Annotated in this window: 18 protein-coding genes; 13 read left to right on the forward strand and 5 right to left on the reverse strand. The window is 69.5% G+C overall.

The window, feature by feature from the left end; genetic code table 11:
• Positions 1–16 precede the first annotated feature (16 nt).
• The 3 genes from APZ15_RS28955 (at position 17) to APZ15_RS41895 (ending at position 2,872) form a co-directional block, all read left to right on the forward strand.
• Positions 17–1,000 (forward strand): NAD-dependent epimerase/dehydratase family protein, encoded by a 984-nt coding sequence (locus APZ15_RS28955; RefSeq protein ID WP_027789473.1) that lies wholly within the window; start codon positions 17–19, stop codon positions 998–1,000.
• A gap of 132 nt (positions 1,001–1,132) precedes the next feature.
• The gene (locus APZ15_RS28960; protein ID WP_027789472.1) at positions 1,133–2,524 is read left to right on the forward strand and encodes an RtcB family protein; all 1,392 of its coding nucleotides are present in this window, start codon (positions 1,133–1,135) and stop codon (positions 2,522–2,524) included.
• Between the two features lie 207 nt (positions 2,525–2,731).
• Positions 2,732–2,872, forward strand: a complete 141-nt coding sequence (locus APZ15_RS41895; RefSeq protein WP_167562618.1) for a hypothetical protein — start codon at positions 2,732–2,734, stop codon at positions 2,870–2,872.
• A gap of 33 nt (positions 2,873–2,905) precedes the next feature.
• On the opposite strand, the gene APZ15_RS28965 is transcribed toward APZ15_RS41895, so the two are convergent.
• The 5 genes from APZ15_RS28965 to APZ15_RS28985 all read right to left on the reverse strand — a co-directional run bounded on the left by APZ15_RS28965 (position 2,906) and on the right by APZ15_RS28985 (position 7,881).
• A complete protein-coding gene (locus APZ15_RS28965; protein ID WP_027789471.1) occupies positions 2,906–3,607 on the reverse strand; it encodes a DUF2848 domain-containing protein in 702 nt (233 codons plus the stop codon).
• A gap of 45 nt (positions 3,608–3,652) precedes the next feature.
• Positions 3,653–4,972: an MFS transporter gene (locus APZ15_RS28970; protein WP_027789470.1), complete on the reverse strand. Its 1,320-nt coding sequence runs from the start codon at positions 4,970–4,972 to the stop codon at positions 3,653–3,655.
• A 78-nt stretch (positions 4,973–5,050) separates the two neighbouring features.
• Positions 5,051–5,740, reverse strand: a complete 690-nt coding sequence (locus APZ15_RS28975; RefSeq protein WP_027789469.1) for a DUF4286 family protein — start codon at positions 5,738–5,740, stop codon at positions 5,051–5,053.
• Positions 5,741–5,840: 100 nt separating this feature from the next.
• Positions 5,841–6,899, reverse strand: coding sequence for a LysR family transcriptional regulator (locus tag APZ15_RS28980; protein ID WP_027789468.1), 1,059 nt, complete (start codon positions 6,897–6,899; stop codon positions 5,841–5,843).
• Positions 6,900–7,089: 190 nt separating this feature from the next.
• Positions 7,090–7,881 (reverse strand): SDR family NAD(P)-dependent oxidoreductase, encoded by a 792-nt coding sequence (locus tag APZ15_RS28985; RefSeq protein ID WP_027789467.1) that lies wholly within the window; start codon positions 7,879–7,881, stop codon positions 7,090–7,092.
• 394 nt (positions 7,882–8,275) lie between these two features.
• On the opposite strand from APZ15_RS28985, the gene ypfJ reads away from it, so the two are divergent.
• The 10 genes from ypfJ to APZ15_RS29035 all read left to right on the forward strand — a co-directional run bounded on the left by ypfJ (position 8,276) and on the right by APZ15_RS29035 (position 19,636).
• Complete coding sequence (gene ypfJ / locus APZ15_RS28990; protein ID WP_027789466.1) at positions 8,276–9,157, forward strand: KPN_02809 family neutral zinc metallopeptidase; 882 nt, start codon at positions 8,276–8,278, stop codon at positions 9,155–9,157.
• Positions 9,158–9,331: 174 nt separating this feature from the next.
• A complete protein-coding gene (locus APZ15_RS28995) occupies positions 9,332–10,072 on the forward strand; it encodes a helix-turn-helix transcriptional regulator (RefSeq protein ID WP_027789465.1) in 741 nt (246 codons plus the stop codon).
• Between the two features lie 121 nt (positions 10,073–10,193).
• Positions 10,194–10,391, forward strand: a complete 198-nt coding sequence (locus tag APZ15_RS29000; RefSeq protein WP_027789464.1) for a hypothetical protein — start codon at positions 10,194–10,196, stop codon at positions 10,389–10,391.
• Between the two features lie 196 nt (positions 10,392–10,587).
• On the forward strand, positions 10,588–12,090 hold the full coding sequence (locus APZ15_RS29005) for an aldehyde dehydrogenase family protein (protein ID WP_027789463.1): 1,503 nt from the start codon (positions 10,588–10,590) through the stop codon (positions 12,088–12,090).
• Between the two features lie 70 nt (positions 12,091–12,160).
• Positions 12,161–13,501, forward strand: coding sequence for an aspartate aminotransferase family protein (locus APZ15_RS29010; protein ID WP_027789462.1), 1,341 nt, complete (start codon positions 12,161–12,163; stop codon positions 13,499–13,501).
• A 236-nt stretch (positions 13,502–13,737) separates the two neighbouring features.
• On the forward strand, positions 13,738–15,240 hold the full coding sequence (locus tag APZ15_RS29015; protein ID WP_027789461.1) for an APC family permease: 1,503 nt from the start codon (positions 13,738–13,740) through the stop codon (positions 15,238–15,240).
• On the forward strand, positions 15,237–15,824 hold the full coding sequence (locus APZ15_RS29020; RefSeq protein WP_027789460.1) for a DUF3156 family protein: 588 nt from the start codon (positions 15,237–15,239) through the stop codon (positions 15,822–15,824). The genes APZ15_RS29015 and APZ15_RS29020 overlap by 4 nt, the downstream gene beginning before the upstream one ends.
• 63 nt (positions 15,825–15,887) lie before the next feature.
• On the forward strand, positions 15,888–16,826 hold the full coding sequence (locus APZ15_RS29025; RefSeq protein ID WP_027789459.1) for a helix-turn-helix domain-containing protein: 939 nt from the start codon (positions 15,888–15,890) through the stop codon (positions 16,824–16,826).
• Between the two features lie 167 nt (positions 16,827–16,993).
• Positions 16,994–18,202 (forward strand): porin, encoded by a 1,209-nt coding sequence (locus tag APZ15_RS29030; RefSeq protein ID WP_027789458.1) that lies wholly within the window; start codon positions 16,994–16,996, stop codon positions 18,200–18,202.
• A 195-nt stretch (positions 18,203–18,397) separates the two neighbouring features.
• The gene (locus APZ15_RS29035) at positions 18,398–19,636 is read left to right on the forward strand and encodes an ABC transporter substrate-binding protein (protein WP_027789457.1); all 1,239 of its coding nucleotides are present in this window, start codon (positions 18,398–18,400) and stop codon (positions 19,634–19,636) included.
• The last annotated feature ends 13 nt before the right edge of the window (positions 19,637–19,649 follow it).

Below are 19,649 nucleotides of genomic sequence, written 5' to 3' on the forward strand. Positions count from 1 at the left end.
TTCAAGGAGAGCGGCAATGACGAACCACGCAGGCGGGACGCAACGGCAGGCACTCGTGCTCGGCGCAAGCGGCGGGATTGGCGGGGAAGTCGCGCGGCAGCTGCGCGATGCGGGCTGGCAGGTGCGCGCGCTGAAGCGCGGGCTCGACGCCGAGGCCGTGGAGCGCGACGGCATCGCATGGATGCGCGGCGACGCGATGGACCGCGACACGGTCGTCCGGGCCGCGCGCGGGTGCAGCGTGATCGTGCATGCGGTGAATCCGCCCGGCTACCGGAACTGGGCCGGGCAGGTGCTGCCGATGATCGACAACACGATCGCGGCGGCGCGGGCGGAGCAGGCCACCGTCGTGCTGCCGGGCACGGTGTACAACTACGGCGCCGACGCGTTTCCGGTGCTGCACGAAGATGCGCCGCAGCACCCGTCGACGCGCAAGGGCGCGATCCGCGTCGAGCTGGAGCGCCGGCTGCAGGATGCGGCCGCGCATGGCGTTCGCACGATCATCGTGCGCGCAGGCGATTTCTTCGGGCCGAAGCTCACCGGCAACAGCTGGTTTGCGGCGGGGCTCGTCAAGGCCGGGCAGCCGGTTGCGGCCATCAGCGTGCCGGGGCGGGACGGCGTCGGGCATCAGTGGTCGTATGTACCGGATGCCGCGCGCACGATGGTCGAGCTGATCGAGCGGCGCGACACGCTCGAACCGTTCGCGCGCTTTCACCTCGGCGGGCACTGGGACGCGGACGGCACGCAGATGGCGGAGGCCGTGCGCCGCGTCGCGCAGCGGCACGGGCTGCGTCCGACGATGCGCAAGTTCCCGTGGTGGTTCGTGTGGGTCGCGGCGCCGTTCGTCACGACGCTGCGCGAATTGCTCGAGATGCGCTACCTGTGGCGCGAGCCGATCCGGCTGGACAACACGCGGGTGACCGCGGTGCTCGGCCGCGAGCCGGTCACGCCGCTCGATACCGCGATCGAGGCGACGCTGGCGGGGCTCGGGTGTCTCAAGTGAGCAACGGGGGGGCGCGAACGCAATCGCGTTCTGCTATGATCCGCGCTCCCTTCCTCGACGCTGCTGCAGGAAGGTACCCACGACCGCCGGAATGCCGGAGGTCGCGTCGTACCTTTTTCATTTTCAGCAGCGATGTCTACCTTTCCTCGCTTAAAAAAGGCCTTGCAACGGCAAGGCATCCGTGTCGACCATCACGCCGGCATCTATCACCTGCGCAATGAACTGGCGCAGGCGTCCGTCCTGTTGCCCGCTTCGCTCCCGCTCGAGGAGAAGGCCGTCCAGCAGTTGCTCGCGTTCGCGGCCGTCCGTTCGCCGGATGGCCATCAGCGCGTATGCAAGGCCTGCGCGACGCCGGACTTTCATCCGGGCGGGGTCGCGCCCGTCGGCTCGATCGTCGCGACCGACGACGCGTTCGTGATTCCCGCCGCGATCGGCACCGATATCAACTGCGGGATGCGTCTCGTTACCACGGGCCTCAAGCGCTCGGCGCTCGCGCCGTTCGAGACGGCGCTCGTCGAGCGGCTGACGCGCGCGATTCTCGCCGACCGGCGCGACGTGCCGGTCGGCAGCGATGCCTTCCGCGCGCTGTTCGACGCGGGCCCGGCGGCATTCGTCGATCGTGTCGCGCCGCAGGGGCTCTGGGCGCACGTCGACCGCGACCGGCTCATCGACGAACTGTCGTCGTGCATCGGCCTCGACCGGTTCGACGGCAGCGCGAAATACGCGCCCGACGCGCACGTCGGGTCGCGCGAGGTATTCCGCGACCCTTGCCTCGGCACCCCGGGCTCGGGCAATCATTTCGTCGAACTGCAGGTGGTCGACGCCGTGTTCGACCGGCATGCGGCCTACCGGGCGGGACTCGCGAAGGACGACGTCGTCGTGATGATCCACAGCGGTTCGCGCGATGTCGGCTTCTACGTCGGGCGACGCTGGATGGACCGGGCGCGCGCGGCATGGCCGGCGGGCGTCAGGCATCCGGAAAGCGGCCTGTACGGCCTTTCCGGCGAGCTGGCGCGCGACTATCTCGTCGCGATGGGCACCGCCGCGCGTTATGCGTGGCTCAACCGCGTCGTGCTTGCCGAGATGGTTCGCAAGGAACTGGCGGAGCTCACCGGCGAGACCCGCTCGGCTCTCGTGGTCGACGTGCCGCACAACGTCGTGCTGCGCGAAAACGGGATGAACATCCATCGCAAGGGGGCGACCCCTGCCCGCGACGGCGATCTCGCGCTGATTCCCGGATCGATGGGCGATGCGTCGTTTCTCGCGACCGGGCTCGGCCATCCGGACTGGCTGTGGTCGTGCAGCCACGGCGCCGGCCGCAGCGTGCGCCGGCAGGCGGTGCGGCGGATGCGCGCGGAGCAGGCGCCGGGCACGTGGCGCTGTGTGACGCTGCGCGACGAGCGCCGCATCGAGGAAGCGCCGGAAGCCTACAAGCCGATCGGGCCCGTGATCGACGCGCAGGAGCAGGCCGGCCTCATTCGCAGCGCGGTCCGGTTGAAGCCGTGGGTCACGTTCAAGGCATGACGGGCGGCGGCGGCGCCGCGGCTTGCGCCGGGGCCGGCGATACGTCGTCCGCTTTCCCGGGCCGCGGGCTTTGCCCGGGCATGGGTATGAGCACGGGAAAGCGTCCCGGTGAACCGACGAACCCGCGGGGCAACAATTCTCCACATACCCGGGCGCATCCGGTGAGCATCATGGCGGCAACGTCGATAAAGCGAAACCGGGGGCGCAATGCTGCATTTCGGATGGAAAGTGTCGGTCGCGGGGGCAATCATGTTCGCGTTGAGCGGGTGCACCAACCTGGTGGGTGTGCTGTATTGCGACAACTCGCAGGTCAACTTCCCGGACTATCGCTGCTTTCAGCCGTACTAGCCGGGGCGGGCGCGGCGACGGAGCGCCGGCCCGTCACGCGACGACCGGCAGCACCTCCACCGCATAACGGTGCCGAAGGCTGCGCCCGAGCACCGGATCGTGCAGTTCCATTTCGAACGCATCGCCGTCGCCCATCGCCGCGATCGCGCCATGCACGGCGACCGTGCCGCCATACATCGCGCAGCGCGCGGGCATCGTGCGGCGGTCGTCGAAGCGATGCCACAGCACGTCGGGTGCGAGCAGGCCGCTGACCGCGCCGTGCTGGTAGGCCGTGCGCTCGCCATCGCGCGGGATCAGCCACGCACGCATCTCGATTGCATCCCAGTGATCGGCAACATCCGCATAAAGCCACGCGTCGCGACCGAGCGGCTTCGCGCACACCTGCTTCGACACCGCGACGCCGTAGGCCTCGACTTCGCGATCCGTATGGTCGGAGCCGACGGTCACGAGCGTGCCGGCCGGGCTGTCGACCAGCACGCATTCGATCTCGCCGCCCGAGCGCGCGCCGAGCACGCCGATCGACGGCGCCTGCGTGAGCAGCGCGGCCGACACGCGATAGAAGCAGGGCGTGGTCGACGGCGGCGCAACGCCGAGCGCCGCGAGTTCGTCGATATGCGCGCGGATCGCCGCCGGATCGCGGCCGGCCCAGCCGGCAATCACGACGCGCTCGATCTCGACGTCGACGGTGGCCGGTGCGGGTTGCCGGGAAATCACGTTGAACGACAGGGTTTGCATGCGGGTTTCCGTTTGAAGTCCGAAGGAAGCGACTCGCGGCGATGCTCAATCCGCGAGCGGCCGGTGCGCGGTTTCGCGCGCGACGAGGAGCGCGATCGACGTGACGACGAGCGCGGCGGCGACGTACAGCGACACGGCCGTCGTCGTGCCGGTCTGCCGGAACAGCGTGGCGATCACGAGCGGCGCGAAGCCGCCGCCGACGATGCCGGCGAGCGTGTACGCGAGCGACGAGCCTGCATAGCGCACGCGGGTCGGGAACTGCTCGGTCACGAACGCGCCCTGCGGGCCGTACATCACCGCGTGGATCACGAGGCCGATCGCGACGGCCGCGACGATCGCGCCCGGGCGCGCCGAATCGAGCATCGCGAAGAACACGAACGCCCACACGATCCCGGCGAGCGCGCCGGCGAGATAGACGGGCCGGCGGCCGAAGCGATCCGACAGCGCGCCGAAGAACGGCACCGCGAGCGCGTTGCAGGCCGTGCCGATCATCACGGCCGTCAGGGCGACGGGGCGCGACAGGTGCAGCACGGTCGTCACGTAGGTCAGCGTGAACACGACGATCAGCGCATACAGCACGTCCGAACCGATTCGCGAACCGCCGGCGATCAGCAGGCGCTTCCAGTGGTACTTCAGCACGTCCGCGACCGGCACCTCGGCGGTCGCGTGCGATTCGGCGAGCTGTTCGAACTGCGGCGTTTCGTCGACGCCGCGGCGCAGCCAGAAACCGAACACGACGAGCAGCGCGCTGGCCGCGAACGGCACGCGCCAGCCCCACGACAGGAAGTCCCCGGACGTGGTCGACAGCGTCACGAGCGCGATGCAGCCGGTGCCGAGCAGCGTGCCGAACGACGGGCCGATCTGCGTCCACGATGCGGACAACCCGCGCCGCTTCTGGTCGCCGTGCTCGACCGACAGCAGCACCGCGCCGGCCCATTCGCCGCCGAGCGCGACGCCCTGCACGAAGCGCAGCGCGACGAGCAGGATCGGGCTCAGGATGCCGGCCTGAGCATAAGTCGGCAGCGCCCCCATCAGCGCGGTCGTCACGCCCATCAGCACGAGCGTGAGCATCAGCACCGCGCGGCGGCCGATGCGGTCGCCGAGATTGCCGAACACGAAACCGCCGAGCGGGCGCGACACGTAGCCGACCGCATAGGTCGAGAACGCGAGGATCGTGCCGGCGAGCGGATCGACCGAAGGGAAGAACAGGTGGTTGAAGACGAGCGCGGCGAGCGTGTTGTAGATCGTGAAGTCGTACCACTCGAGTGACGTGCCGATCATGCTCGCGGTCGCGAGTCGGCTGTTGCGGACGCGGCGGGGCGCGTGGGCGGCGGGCTGGGCGAGAGTGCTCATGGTGTCGGGCATGTCGTGAGGGGAACGGGATGGAGCGCCGGGCCGATGCGCGGGCGTGCCGCGCGCATGCGGGGCGACCGGCGCGGGCGGTCAGGCCGGCAACGCGGCGGCGGCAGCAGGGTCGGTTTCGACGTCGCCGCGTGCCGCATGCAGCGGCGCGGCGGCACGCCACAGCAGCGCGAAGGTGCGGACGTCGTCGTGCCCGGCGAGCGTGGCGGCCACGCGGCGCGTCGCGGCCGCATCGCTGCCTTCGATCAGCACGAGTGCGTCGGCCGCCGGGCGGGCGGCCGCATCGGCGCCGATCGGCGCGGACAGGTCGGGCGCGGTGCGAAAGAGCCGTGCGGCGTGGATGCCCGGTTCGTGCAGCGCGTCGTCGAAGCGTTCGCGCAGGTGCGGCACGTCGATGCGATCCGGCGGCAGCACGAACAGCGCGAGATGCGCGCCTTCGCCGTCGCCGGCCTCGATCGTCAGTTCGCCGACGCGCCGCTGCGTACCCGTCATGCGCTCGAAGTTCGCGAGCGACCATGCGGTCTGCTGCGTGAACGCGCGCCGGTACGCGTCGCCGTGAAACACGTCGAGCGCGTCCGTCACGTACAGCGCGAGGTACTTGCGCGGGCCGCGATCGGTCGCGCGAAAGCGCCGCGCATGCGTGAAGCCCGGAATCGCGACACGTTCCTGCATGTGCTCGCGGTCGTACCACGCGTTGAAATCGGCTTCGTGCGCGGGGTCGATATCCGTCCAGACGCAAAGCTGGCCGTGCGGAAGGGAAAAGCGGGTAATTGCGGGTTCCTCGTGACGGGGGCGTGTCAGGAACCGCAGTGTCCCGAAGACGGGCCGTGCCCGTCCAACAAGAAAACAAATTCGCGGTGAACAGGTTTTCTTATGAGCGGCGCGGGCGGCGTTTGGCGGGGGACGTGGCGGGCGGTGCGGATGGCGTCGTGCGTTTCGCTTTCGCCGGTGTCTTGGCTTTTGACTTCGTCGCGGGGCGGGCGGGTGTGTTGTCCGCGCGATCGGCCGTGGTCGGTGTCGGTGTCACCGTCGCCGGCTTGGCGTGGCTTGCGGCAGCCGGCATCGCGCGCGCGACTTCGCTGGCCAGTTCTGCGATACGCGCGGCCACCGGCAGGCCCTGGCTGCGATACGACGCGACGAGCGGCAGCGCGGGGAATTCGGGTTCGACGTCGAGCAGCTCCAGCGCACCTTCGTGCAGCTCGCGCCCGATGATCGCGGGCGGCAACGCGGCCACGCCGAAGCCGTCGGCGACGAGGCGGATCATCGCGGCGACCGACGTGATGCAGTTGATGCTGGCCGGCCGCTCGACGGCCGCGAACAGCCGTTCGATCGTCGCGTGCGGCCCGGAGTGGCGCGAGAAGCTGATGATCGGGAATTCGGCCAGGCGCGCGACGTCGAGCGGCTGGCCGCCGAGCCCGAGGCGCGGGCTGGCCGCCCAGCGCACCGGGAATTCGCACAGCGGCAGGTTCGTGAAGTCGGGGCCCGGCACCGGGTCGGTCTGCAGGATCAGGTCGACGCCGTCGGTGCTGAGCAGGCGGGTCAGGTGCAGCGTCGTGTCGCTCGTGATCTCGACGTCGAGGCGCGGATAGCGCTCGCGCAGTTGCGCCATCAGCGCGGGAAACCAGCTGTGCACGATCGATTCGATCACGCCGATCCGGATCAGGCCCGCGTCGCTCGCCGCGTCGATGTCGCGCCGCATTTCGCCGTCGAGCCGCACGATCCGCTCCGCGTACGCGAGCATGCGGCGCCCGGCGGGCGTGAGCGTGGCCGAGCGCGTGTTGCGGTCGAACAGGCGCACGTCGAACGCTTCCTCGAGCGACGCGATGCGGCTCGACACGGCGGCCTGCGTCGTGTGGAGTTTTTCGGCCGTGAGCCGGAAATTTTCCAGCTTCGCGAGCCAGACGAAGGTTTCAAGAAACCGGATGTTCATCGAAGTCCGAAACGTGAGGCGGTGCCGGGCGGGGCGGCGGGACCGGTCGATGGTAGCGGATTTTCGGCGCCGGGAAACGAGCGGGCGGCGCGGTGCGCATCATGGGGGCGGACGGGCGGCGGCGTGCCGGCAAGCCCGCACGACGCGCCCGGTGCAACGAAGGGTGACGCGGGCGGGGCGCCCGCGCGCATCAGAGCGTGTCGAATGCGAGCGTCGGCACGTCGACGACCATCGCGCCGCCGTCCGCGACGAGCGTCGCACCGGTCACGAACGACGCGTCCGGCGACGCGAGGAACGCGCACACGGCCGCGATCTCGTCCGGGTCGGCCGCGCGGCGCAGCGGCACGTCGGCGCTGACGCGCGCATACGCGCCGTCGAGCGTGTCGCCGTGCGCCGACATCAGCGGTTCCATCTCCGCATCGGCCATCGGCGTGCGGACCCAGCCGGGGCACACCGCGTTCGCCCGTACGCCGTGCGGCCCGTAGTCGCGCGCGAGCGACCGCGCGAGCCCGAGCAGCGCATGCTTGCCGACCGTGTAACCGCACACGCCGGGCCCGGCCGCGAGCGCGGCGATCGACGCGACCAGCACGATGCTGCCGCGCTGCGCGATCAGGTCGGGCAGGCACGCGCGCGCGCTCACGAACGCGGTGTCGAGGTTCGCGTGCATCGCGTCGCGCCACTGCGCGTCGTCGGTTTCGTCCGCGCGGCCGAGCCCGTGGCCGCCTGCGCAGGCGACGAGCGCATCGACGCGGCCGACGCGTTCGGCGATGTGCGGCAGGAAGCGGGCCCAGTCGGTGGCGCTCGCGGCATCGCCGGCAAGCGCGAGGCCGCCCGTTTCGGCGGCCAGCGCGTCGAGCGGCGCCTGGCGCCGCCCGATCAGCACGACGCGGTCGCCGCCGCGTGCGAAGCGGCGCGCGCACGCGGCGCCGATGCCGGTGCCGGCGCCTGTGATCGCGATCGTGCGGGGGGGCGGGTGTGTCATGTCGTGCTCCGGAAAGGGGTGGTTTCCGGTCACTTTAGGCGGGGCCGGCGAGCGCCGGTATCAGCCGAAAGGATGAACGCGGGCGGCTTCCGGAGCGGGCGACCGGAGGCGGGCGCGGGCCATTTTGCAAAGGCTGACGATGTCCGGCGCCGAATCGCACTATCCTCCACATTTTTGCGATAAGTCACGAAAGCCCGGCAGAATAGCGCGGGCGAGCCGCGTATCGACGCGCGGCGCATCGGCCGGCCGATTCCGTCGTGCGAGCGGAGCGGCGGGCCGGCGATCCCGGCGCGCAGGCGTTGCCTCTGCCGAACGATCGTGCCGCGACCACACAACATATCGCCCGGTTGCGCGCCCGCGCGCCGGCCATCGACAGGAACAGGGAGGGCCGGCAATGAGGCTGGACGACGAAAGGGAAAGCACGAACGTCGAGGATCGCCGTGGTGCCGGCGGGTTCGGCGGTGGGCGGGGCGCGACGATCGGCATCGGCACGATCGTGATCGCGTTCGCCGCGTCGTATTTCTTCGGGATCGACCCGCGCGTGGTGCTCGAAGGCGCATCGGCGCTGCAGGGCCGCCAGCAGCAGGCGCAGCCCGCGCCCACGCAGCGGCAGGGCGTGCCGGCGAACGATCCGGGCGCGGTGTTCACGCGCAAGGTGCTCGGCAATATCGAGCGCACGTGGACGGGCGTGTTCAATACCCAGCTGCATGCGCAATACCAGCCGCCGACGCTCGTGATGTTCACGAACTCGACCCCGACAGCATGCGGCACGGGCCAGACGGCGATGGGGCCGTTCTATTGCCCGGCCGACCGCAAGGTGTATATCGATCTCGGCTTCTACGACGAGCTGCGCCGGCGTTTCGGCGCGGGTGGCGATTTCGCGCAGGCTTACGTGGTCGCGCACGAAGTCGGCCATCACGTGCAGAACCTGCTCGGCATTTCCGACAAGGTCGACGCCGCGCGCCGGCGGGCGAGCCAGGCGCACTCGAATGCGCTGTCGGTACGGATGGAGCTGCAGGCCGACTGCTTTGCCGGCGTATGGGCGAACAATGCGCAGCGCGCGAACCAGCGGCTGATGGAACCCGGCGATTTCGAGCAGGGGCTGAAGGCGGCCGCCGCGATCGGCGACGACCGGCTGCAGCAGCAAGGGCAGGGCTACGTCGTGCCGGAGAGCTTCACGCACGGCACCAGCGACCAACGCGTGTACTGGCTGCGGCGCGGGATGGAATCGGGCGAGCTGAGCGCCTGCGACACGTTCGCGTCGAACGCGCGCTGACACGCGGCGCGCGCGTCGTCGCGCGCCTGTGTCGTCCCGGTTGCACCAGCCACACCAGCCGCCGCCGCCAAACCGGGACGATTTGCCGATTTGTGCTCACCGGCGCTTTTCGGCGCCGATAGGCTGGCCCGAACTTCGATTTTCGAGACGTTCGCGCCGCCAGCCGATTCCACCATGCCGCTCCCAACCGTTCCCGCCGATCCGGCCTCCGACGACTGGCCACGCGCGCTGCGCGCGTGCGTGGATGCGTTCGACGCGTTCGCGAGCCCGTCCGCGATCGTGTTCTATCGGCTCGACCAGAGCGGCGAGCCGGCCGATTTCGAGCTGTTCGGGATGCCGGAATCGATGCATCGCACCTATGTCGCGCGCTACCGGATGCTCGATCCGCTGCATCCGTCGCGTTGCGCGGCGGGCGAACGCGCGGTCGTCACGCTCGCGTCGCAATTGCCTGACGAAAGACGCGACGCGTCCGCGTACTGGACCCGTTTCCTGCGGCGCCACGACGTGGCCGACGTCGTCGAGATCTGGCTGCGCGACGCGGGCCGGACGGTCGGCGCGTTCTCGCTGTTGCGCTTCGGGGCCGGCGACGCGCGCGGCAGCGCGGCCGGTAACGCCACGGCCGGGCGGTTCGCACCCGGCGAGATCGATGCGCTCGCGCGGCTGCAGCCGGTTGCCGAAGCCGCGCTGAGCCCGCTGCTGCGCGCGCGGCGCGGGATCCACCGGATCGGCTGCGAGGAGCGGCTGACCTACCGCGAGGAGCAGATCGCGCGCCTCGTGCGCGACGGCCGCTCGAACAAGGAGATCGCGCGCGATCTCGCGCTCGGCCAGCCGACCGTCAAGACGCACCTGATGCGCATGTACCGCAAGCTCGGCGTGTCGAACCGCACGGAACTGGTGGGGGCGCTGTTCCTGTAATTCATCGGATAATTGCGGCCCGGACTTCGAACCTTCGCGATCGCCGATTCGTGAATTCCCACGCCAAGCGCTGCTGACCATGTACGCTCGTCGCTTCGATAACAATCAAAGGGCCGCGAACATGGACGTCGCAATCATTGCCGCTTCGCTGGTGGTCATCGCCTTGAGCATTGCGCTACCGATCTTCATCATCAGAACCGTGCGAAGCGGGACTTACGACTCGCTGTATTTCCTGATCCCGCTTGCACTCGGCATTTACTGGCTGGATTACCAGGCATACGATTTCCTGGCGTCGATGGGGCACGGTTTCAGAAACTAGCCTTTCAGTCCGTTCCCGTACCGGCTTTTCACCTCGCCTCGCCGCGCCTGACCTCCCGCGCGGTTCGACCCCGCCGCCTTCTCCCCACGCGCTGCCAATTTGCGCTCACCGGGCGGGAACCCTCGTCGATACAGTGGTCCGACGCCCGCGTGCCTCACACGCACGCGGTCCAGCCACGACAATCCTCGAGACGCCCATGAGCACCACGACCTTCGTCGCCGTCAGCGACACCGTGCGCACTTTCGTTGCGCGCGATTTCGGCCTCTTCATCGACGGCGAAATGCAGCCCGCCCACGCGGCCGCGCGACTCGACGTGTACGACCCCGCGACGGGCGAGCGGCTCGCGACGGTCGCGGACGCCGACGAACGCGACGTCGACCGCGCGGTCGCCAGCGCGAAGCACGCGTTCGACACCCGCGTGTGGAGCGGCCTGCGTCCGGCCGACCGCGAACGCATCCTGCTGAAACTCGCCGACCTGATCGAGGCCGACGCCGAATCGCTCGCGCAGCTCGAAACGCTGAACCAGGGCAAGTCGATTCACGTGTCGCGCGCGATCGAGGTCGGCGCGAGCGTCGAATACGTGCGCTACATGGCCGGCTGGGCGACCAAGATCACCGGCCAGACGCTCGACGTGTCGATCCCGTTTCCGCCCGGCGCGCGTTATACGGCCTATACGCGCAAGGAGCCGGTCGGCGTGGTCGCCGCGATCGTGCCGTGGAATTTCCCGCTGATGATCGCGGTGTGGAAGCTGATCCCCGCGCTCGCGGCCGGCTGCACGATCGTGCTGAAGCCGTCGCCGGAAACGCCGCTCACCGCGCTGCGCCTGGCCGAGCTCGCACGCGAAGCCGGCGTGCCGCCCGGCGTGTTCAACGTCGTCACCGGCGGCCGCGTATGCGGCGCCGCGCTCGCGAGCCACCCGTCGATCGCGAAGATCTCGTTCACGGGCTCGACCGCGACCGGCAAGCTGGTCGGCGCGGCAGCCGTGCAGAACATGACGCGCTTCTCGCTCGAGCTCGGCGGCAAGAACCCGATCGTGATGCTCGACGACGTCGACGTCGCACAGGCGCTCGACGGCGTCGCCGCCGGCGCGTTCTTCAACCAGGGGCAGGTGTGCGCGGCCGCGTCGCGCATCTATGTGCACCGCAGCAAGTTCGCGCAGCTTGCCGACGGCCTGGCAGGCGTCGCGCAGTCGATGAAGCTCGGCGCGGGACTCGACACGACCGCGCAGATCAACCCGCTGGTCTCCGCGCACCATCGCGACAAGGTCGTCCAGCACATCGAGGGCGCGCGCCGCGCGGGCCTGACGTTCCTCGCGGGCGGCACGCCGGCCGACGACCTGCCCGGCTACTACGTGAAGCCGGCCGTGATCGCCGATCCGCATCCCGACAGCGCGATCGTGCGCGACGAAGTGTTCGGCCCGGTGATCGTCGTCGTGCCGTTCGACGACGCGGCCGACGCGGTGCGTCTCGCGAACGCGTCGCCGTACGGCCTCGCCGCGAGCATCTGGAGCAACGACCTGAAGCGCGTGATGAACCTCGTGCCGCAGATCGAGGCCGGCACCGTGTGGGTGAACTGCCATATCCCGCTCGATCCGTCGATGCCGTTCGGCGGCTACAAGCAATCGGGCATCGGCCGGGAGTTCGGCCAGTACGCGATCGAAGGCTTCACCGAAACCAAGTCCGTCTGCATCGCGCACTGACGCGCGGCATCAACCTCGAACCCTGAACCAGGACGACCCAGGTTCAAACGATCCGACCGTGGAGACTGCAATGAGCTACAACGAAGCAAAATTCTGGCACCCGATGCTGCACCCGAACGAGATGAAGCAGCGCAAGCCGATCCGCATCGTGCGCGGCGACGGCTGCTACGTGTTCGACGAACAGGGGCGCAAGCTCGTCGACGGCGTCGCGGGCCTGTGGAACGTGAACGTCGGCCACAACCGCCAGGAAGTGAAGGACGCGATCGTGCGCCAGCTCGACGAGCTCGAATACTTCCAGCTGTTCGACGGGATCTCGCATCCGCGCGCGGAAGAGCTGTCGAAGAAGGTGATCGACCTGCTCGAACCGGAAGGGATGCGCCGCGTGCTGTACAGCTCGGGCGGCTCCGATTCGATCGAGACCGCGCTGAAGATCGCGCGCCAGTACTGGAAGGTGCGCGGCCAGGCCGACCGCACGAAGTTCATCTCGCTGAAGCAGGGTTATCACGGCACGCACTTCGGCGGCGCGTCGGTGAACGGCAACACGGTGTTCCGCCGCAACTACGAGCCGAACCTGCCGGGCTGCTTCCACGTCGAGACGCCGTGGCTGTATCGCAACCCGTTCACGCAGGACCCCGAAGAACTCGGCCGGATCTGCGCGGAAATGCTGGAGCGCGAGATCCAGTTCCAGAGCCCGGACACGGTGGCCGCATTCATCGCGGAGCCGATCCAGGGCGCGGGCGGCGTGATCGTGCCGCCGGCCAACTACTGGCCGCTCGTGCGCGAGGTGTGCGACCGTTACGGCGTCCTGCTGATCGCCGATGAAGTCGTGACGGGCTTCGGCCGCAGCGGCAGCATGTTCGGCAGCCGCGGCTGGGGCGTGCGCCCGGACATCATGTGTCTCGCGAAGGGGATCTCGTCGGGCTACGTGCCGCTCGGCGCGACGGTCGTGAACGCGCGGATCGAGGACGCGTTCGCCGCGAACGCCGATTTCGGCGGCGCGATCATGCACGGCTACACGTATGCGGGCCACCCGGTTGCATGCGCGGCCGCGATCGCGAGCCTCGACATCGTCGTGAAGGAAGACCTGCCGGCGAATGCGGCGAAGCAGGGCGCGTATCTGCTCGAAGCGCTGCAGCCGTTCGCGGAACGTTTCGCGGCGGTCGGCGAGGTGCGCGGCAAGGGGCTGATGCTCGCGCTCGACCTCGTCGCGAACAAGGACACGCGCGAGCCGATCGACCCGCTGTCCGGCTACGCGAATGCTGTCGCGGAAGTCGCGCGCGAGAACGGCGTGCTGGTGCGCCCGGTCGGCACGAAGATCATCCTGTCGCCGCCGCTCGTGATCCAGCGCGAGCAGCTCGACCGGATCGTCGACGCGCTCGCGGCGGGCTTCGAGGCCGTGCCGTTCGCGTGACGGCGTGATCGCGTGACGGCACACCGGCGGCGGGCAGCGCGGCCGCCGCCGGTTTGCCGATTTGCGCTATGACCGGATTATTTTGCCTGCGTATTTTTTCGACATCGGATCAAGGTGTGATCGACAGGGGGCCCGGGAATCGAAGCGCTGAAGCGCCGCCCCGGGCCGACCGTAAAGCATGGGGCCCCGATAGCTGCCGGAGCGCAGGTTCGGGCCCGTTCAGGAAGGAGACGAAGATGTCGGGATGGTCAGGAATTACCGGCGCCGCGGGCGGCGCGCCCGCCGGCACGCCGGCCGAGGCAGGCGGCGGCACGGCGCTGAAGGCGGGTGCGGTCGGCTTTCCGACCGCGCTGGCGAGCGCCGTCGGCCTCATCATGGCAAGCCCGGTGATTCTCACCGCGACGTCGGGCTTCGGGATGGGCGGCTGGGCGTTCGCGGTCGCGATGATCATCGCGTTCGTGATGATGCAGGCGCAGGCGACCACGTTCTCGGAAGCCGCCGCGATGCTGCCGACGGCCGGCTCGGTTTACGATTACCTGTCGTGCGGGCTCGGCCGCTTCTGGGCGATCACCGGCACGATCTCCGCGTATTTCCTCGTGCACGTGTTCGCCGGCACGGCGGAAACGATCCTGAGCGGCATCATGGCGCTCGTCAATTTCGAATCGCTGAATGCCGCGTTCGAGAAGCACAACAGCTCGTGGCTCGTCGGCGTCGGTCTCGTGGTCACGTTCGCGATCACCAACATCATCGGCATCAAGGTGTTCAGCAAGCTCGAGATCGTGCTGACGGCCGGCATGTGGCTGTCGCTGATGATCTTCGGCATCCTCGGGCTCGCGGCCGCGCCGGCCGTGCATCTCGACGGCTGGTTCGGCGGCTCGGAAGTCGGCACGTCGGTGCCGGCCGTGCTGTCGCTCGTCGGGATGGCGATGTTCATGTTCGTCGGCTGCGAGTTCGTCACGCCGCTCGCGCCGGAAATGAAGACGCCGGGCAAGACGATTCCGCGCGCGATGGCGCTCGGCCTCGTCGGCGTCGCGATCTGCATGTTCCTGTACGGCGCGGCGATCCGCCGCCAGGTCGCGAACGTGCCCGTGAGCCCCGACGGCCTCACGCACCTGCTCGACACGCCGGGCGCGATTCCCGCGTTCGCGCTGCAGGTGCTTGGGCCCTTCGGCCGCATCTGGTTCGGCATCGCATTCCTGTGCGCGGGCGCCGCGACGATCAACACGCTGATGGCCGGGCTGCCGCGCATCCTGTACGGGATGGCGATCGACGGTGCGCTGCCGCGCTGCTTCGCGTACCTGCATCCGCGCTTCAAGACGCCGGTGGTCGGCATCGTCGCGGCGGCGATCGTGCCGATCTTCCACGCGTGGCTGATCAACGGCAATCTCGACAGCATCCTGCACCTCGTGCTCGCGGCGACCTGCGCGTGGGGCACCGCGTACCTGCTCGTCACCGCGTCGGTCGTGATGCTGCGGATTCGCCGCCCGGACCTGCCGCGCCCGTACCGTTCGCCGCTGTTCCCGCTGCCGCAGATCGTGTCGAGCGTCGGCATCGTGCTCGCGATCTGGTACATCACGCCGCCGGGCATGAACGCGCGCGACATCTACGTGCCGTTCGGCGCGATGCTCGGGCTCACCGCGCTGTACGCGCTGTTCTGGACGCTCGTCGTGCAGCGCCGTCATCCGTTCAAGCCGGTGCCGGTGGAAGAAGTGCTGCGCAACGAGCACGTCGCGTCGTGAAGGCCGCGCTCGCCCGCTGGCGCGCGGCGCCCGGTGCACCGCCGCCCGGCCATCGGCCCGGCGCGATCGCCGCGCGCGTGCTCGCCGATCTGGGCGCCGCGCGCGATGCCGACGGGGGCGGCGGTCTGACGGCCCGGTTGCCGAACGGCGTGCGCGTGGGCATCGACGAGCGTGTCGATCGCCAGTTCCTGATGCATACGGTCAGCGTGAAGGTGGCGGCCACCGCGTGCGGCCCGGCCGTGCAGGGCCGCGCGCGGGTGACGCAGACCGGCTGGCTGCGCCGCACGGGCATCGACGCGGTGGCCGAGCCGGGATGCGACCCCGGATTCGTCGACACGGTGGCCGCGCTGGTCGCCGAGCCGTCGCTGGCCGACGCGCTGCGGCCGCTGCACCTGACCGACTGCGCGATCGACGCGCGCGACGGCCGCTGGACGCTCGCGATCGTGCCGTTCGGCGGCAGCGAGGTCGTGAACCGGATGCCGTCGTTCCGCCGCTACGTCCGCCTGACGGGCGAGCAGGCCGCCGCGCTGTCGGCGGCCTGTCTTGCGTTCGAAACCGCACTACGCAGGATTTTGCACGGGTAAGCTGTGGCGTTGCGCGCCGGGGGAACCCGGCGGCCGCGTTTAGGGGTTTTACCGGAGATGCCGATGCTGTTCCAGTCACGCTCACACGAAGACGTGCACGATCACGGGCTCGCGATCGCGGGCTGGCATCAGGTCTACCGCCAGATGACGCCGGGCCGCTTCAAGGGCACCGTCACGCAGGTGCTGTACGACGATTTCCACTTCTTCCGCGAGACGACCAACCGGCGCGTCGCGCAAACCGGGCTCGCGCCGGCCGGGCGCACGTCGCTCGCGGTGCCGCTGTCGGTGCCGCTCGCGGGCACGTTCCAGGGCCAGCCCGTCGACGGCTATGCGCTGCTCGCGCTGCGCGCCGGCGAGGATTTCGAATTCCACACGCCGGAAGGGATGGGGCTCGTCGGGATCAGCGCGGCGACCGACATGGTCGACGAGCTGTGCGAAGCCGAATTCGGCGCATCCGGCGCGCGCAAGCTGCGCCACGTGACGCGGCTGTCCGACGAGCAGGGCGTCGCGCTCGGTGTGCGGCTGTCGTCGTTGATCGACGATGCGCAGCGCAACCCCGGCCACCTCGAATACGCGGCCACCCGCAAGATGTTTCGCGACGCGATGCTCGGCATGTTCCTCGACGCGCTCGAGCAGGGCATCGGCGTCGAGCGCCGCGACATCACGCACGCCACCTACAGCGACATCGTGAGCCGTTGCGAGAAGCATCTGCGCGACCGCCCCGAGGAACCCGTCACCGTGCTCGAACTGTGCCGCGCGCTGCGTTGCAGCCGCCGCACGCTGCAGACGAGCTTTCAACGCGTGGCCGATGTCACGCCGGTCGGCTATCTGCGCACGATCCGGCTGAACGCGGTGCGCCGCATGCTGCGCACGACATCCGTGCAGCAGCTCGGCGTCGGCGAGGCCGCCGCGAGCTGGGGGTTCACGCACCTCGGTTATTTCGCGCGCGAGTATCGCGACCTGTTCGGCGAGCTGCCTTCCCAGACGATGCGTCCCGAATGACGCACGCGCACCGCGACGGCGCCGCCGGGCAACGTCGCGGGCCATGCGCGCCACGGTTTGCCGATTTGCGATAGAGGTCCTGAATTTTCGCTGGATAGAGTCCTGTCACCCATATCGACAACCCCATCGATCTGCACTGCGTATCGATGACAACAGAGGGGCGGGACATGAGAATCGGAAGACGACTGGCCGCGGCCGCGGCCACGCTCGGGTGCATGCACGCACACGCGCAGACCTCCGGCAGCGTGACGCTGTACGGCACCGTGGACACCGGCATCATCTACTCGACGAACCAGCAGTTCACGCGCGCCGACGGCAGCACGGGCGGCGGCCATGCGTGGCAGATGGGCGGCGGCAACCTCGTGCCGTCGCGCTTCGGTTTCCAGGGGGCCGAGCCGCTCGGCGGCGGGCTCGACGCGGTGTTCACGCTCGAGCAGCAGTTTCTGTCCGCGAACGGGCAGGCGCTGCAGGGCGGCACGGCGTTCAGCCGGCAGGCGTGGGTCGGGCTGCGCCAGGACGGGATCGGCACGCTCGGCCTCGGCCGCCAATACGACTCGTACACGGACATGCTCGGCGCGTATGTGTCGAGCAACAACTGGGCGACACCGTACGGCTCGCACCTCGGCGACGTCGACAACCTGAACGCCGCATTCAATTTCAACAACGCGGTGAAGTTCACCAGCGCCGATTTCAACGGCTTCACGTTCGGCGGCACGTTCAGCTTCGGCGGGCAGGCCGGCGATTTCTCCGCGAAGCGCGGCTATGCGGTGGCCGCGACGTACACGCGCGCGCCGGTGGCGTTCTCGGTCGGCTACCTCGACCTGCACCAGCCGCTCGACGCGGCGCTCGGCGGCGCGAGCGGCTATATCGGCGATTTCGCGTGCAGCAACCCGGGCGCGATGTACTGCCTGCTGCAGGATGCCGGTTCGATGCGCGCGTTCGGTGCGGGCGGGTCGGTCACGTTCGGTGCGGCGACGATCGCGCTCACCTACACGCATACGCGCCTCGGCGACAGCCGCTACTTCTCGACCGCCGCGCAGCCGCGCACGCAGGCGTTCACGTTCGACATCGGCGAACTGAACGCCACGTACCTGTTCACGCCGGCGCTGCAGGGCGGCATCGCGTACATCTTCAACGCCGCGCATACCGACGGGCGCGGCACGACGCGGTTCCACCAGGTGAACGTCGGCACGAACTACAGCCTGTCGAAGCGCACGGCGCTGTACGCGGTCGCGATCGGCCAGATCGCGAGCGGGACGGGGCTCGGCACCGACGCGAACGGCAACGCGGTGAACTACGCGCAGATTCCGGTGCTCGCGAACAGCAACTCGAGCCGGCAACTGGCGGTGATGGCCGGGATCCGCGTGAATTTCTGACCGGGGCGGAGGCACGGAGCGGCAGGCGGGGCGGGGCTGCCGGGCACGGCGGCGGCCGTTCCCGCCGCGTGCCATAAATTCTTAACGATCGGCGTGAACAATGGCGTTCGCTTCAGGCGGCCAGAAGCGTCGCCCGCGTTGCACACGTGTGCAACGCCTGGCCGTCCCGCCACCACGCCGAACGAGAGAGACCTCATGACCTTGCTGAGCCGCCTGCGCGCGCTGTCCGCCGCCGTTGCGCTGTCCCTTGCCGCCTCGCACGCCTTCGCGGCGGATCTCGTCATCGCGGGCCGCGACGACATCTACGGCAAGGGGCTGGCCGACGCCGTCGCCGGCTTCAACAAGCTGCACCCGGGCACCGAGATCGAATTGCTCAAGCTGCCGAACGCGAACCTGTACCAGAAGCTCAAGCTGTCGATGCGCGAAGGCACCGGCGCGTACGACCTCGTGATGATGGACGACACGTGGGCGCCCGAATTCATCGGCAACGGCTGGCTGAAGCCGCTGCCGGCATCGCTCGCGGACGCCGACCTCGTGCCGTCCGCCGTCGCGCTCGGCCGCAACGCGGCCGGTGCGCTGTATGCGCTGCCGATCGTCGGCAACGTCGAGATGTTCGCGTACCGCAAGGACCTGCTCGCGAAATACAAGCTGCAGCCGCCGCGCAACTGGGACGACGTGCTGAAGATCGCGCAGACCGTCGGCGGCGCGGACAAGAGCGTGTCGGGTGTCGTGTTCCGCGGGACCAAGGGCAATCCCGTCGTCACAGGCTTCCTGCCGATCCTGTGGGCCTACGGCGGCGACGTGTTCGACCGAGCCGGCAACGTGACGATCGATTCGCGCGAGGCGCAGGCCGCGCTGAAGACCTTTCTCGCGCTGAAGGCGTCCGCGCCGAAGGACGTCGATGTCTACGGCGCAGCGGAAGTGCGCGACGCGCTGCAGCGCGGCACGGCCGCGCAATCGATCGAAGTGTGGCCGGCGTGGGTGCCGGCGCTCGACGATCCGAAGCAGTCGCGCGTGGTCGGGCAGATCGCGCTGCAGCCGCCGCCCGGGCAGACTGCCGGCCCGGCGCCGATGCTCGGCATCTGGCAGATGGGCATTCCGAAGGACGCGCCGCACGCGAAGCTCGCGCAGGACTTCCTCGCGTACCTGACCAACCGCGACACGCAGACGCGCCTCGCCGGCATCGGCATTCCGCCGACCCGCCGCAGCGTGTTCAACGATCAGGCGCTGGTGCGCCAGTATCGCTGGTATCCGGATCAGCTGAAGGCGCTCGAGGCCGGCCGTGCGCGGCCGCGCGTGAAGGACTGGCAGCAGGTCGAGAGCATTCTCGGCGACCAGCTTCAACTCGCGCTGACGGGGCAGGCCGCACCCGACGCCGCGCTGCGCCAGGCGCAGCAGAAGATCGCGCAGGCGACGGCCGCGGCCGGCAAGTGACGGCGCACCTCGC

The organism is Burkholderia cepacia ATCC 25416, from assembly GCF_001411495.1.
Taxonomy (GTDB): domain Bacteria; phylum Pseudomonadota; class Gammaproteobacteria; order Burkholderiales; family Burkholderiaceae; genus Burkholderia; species Burkholderia cepacia.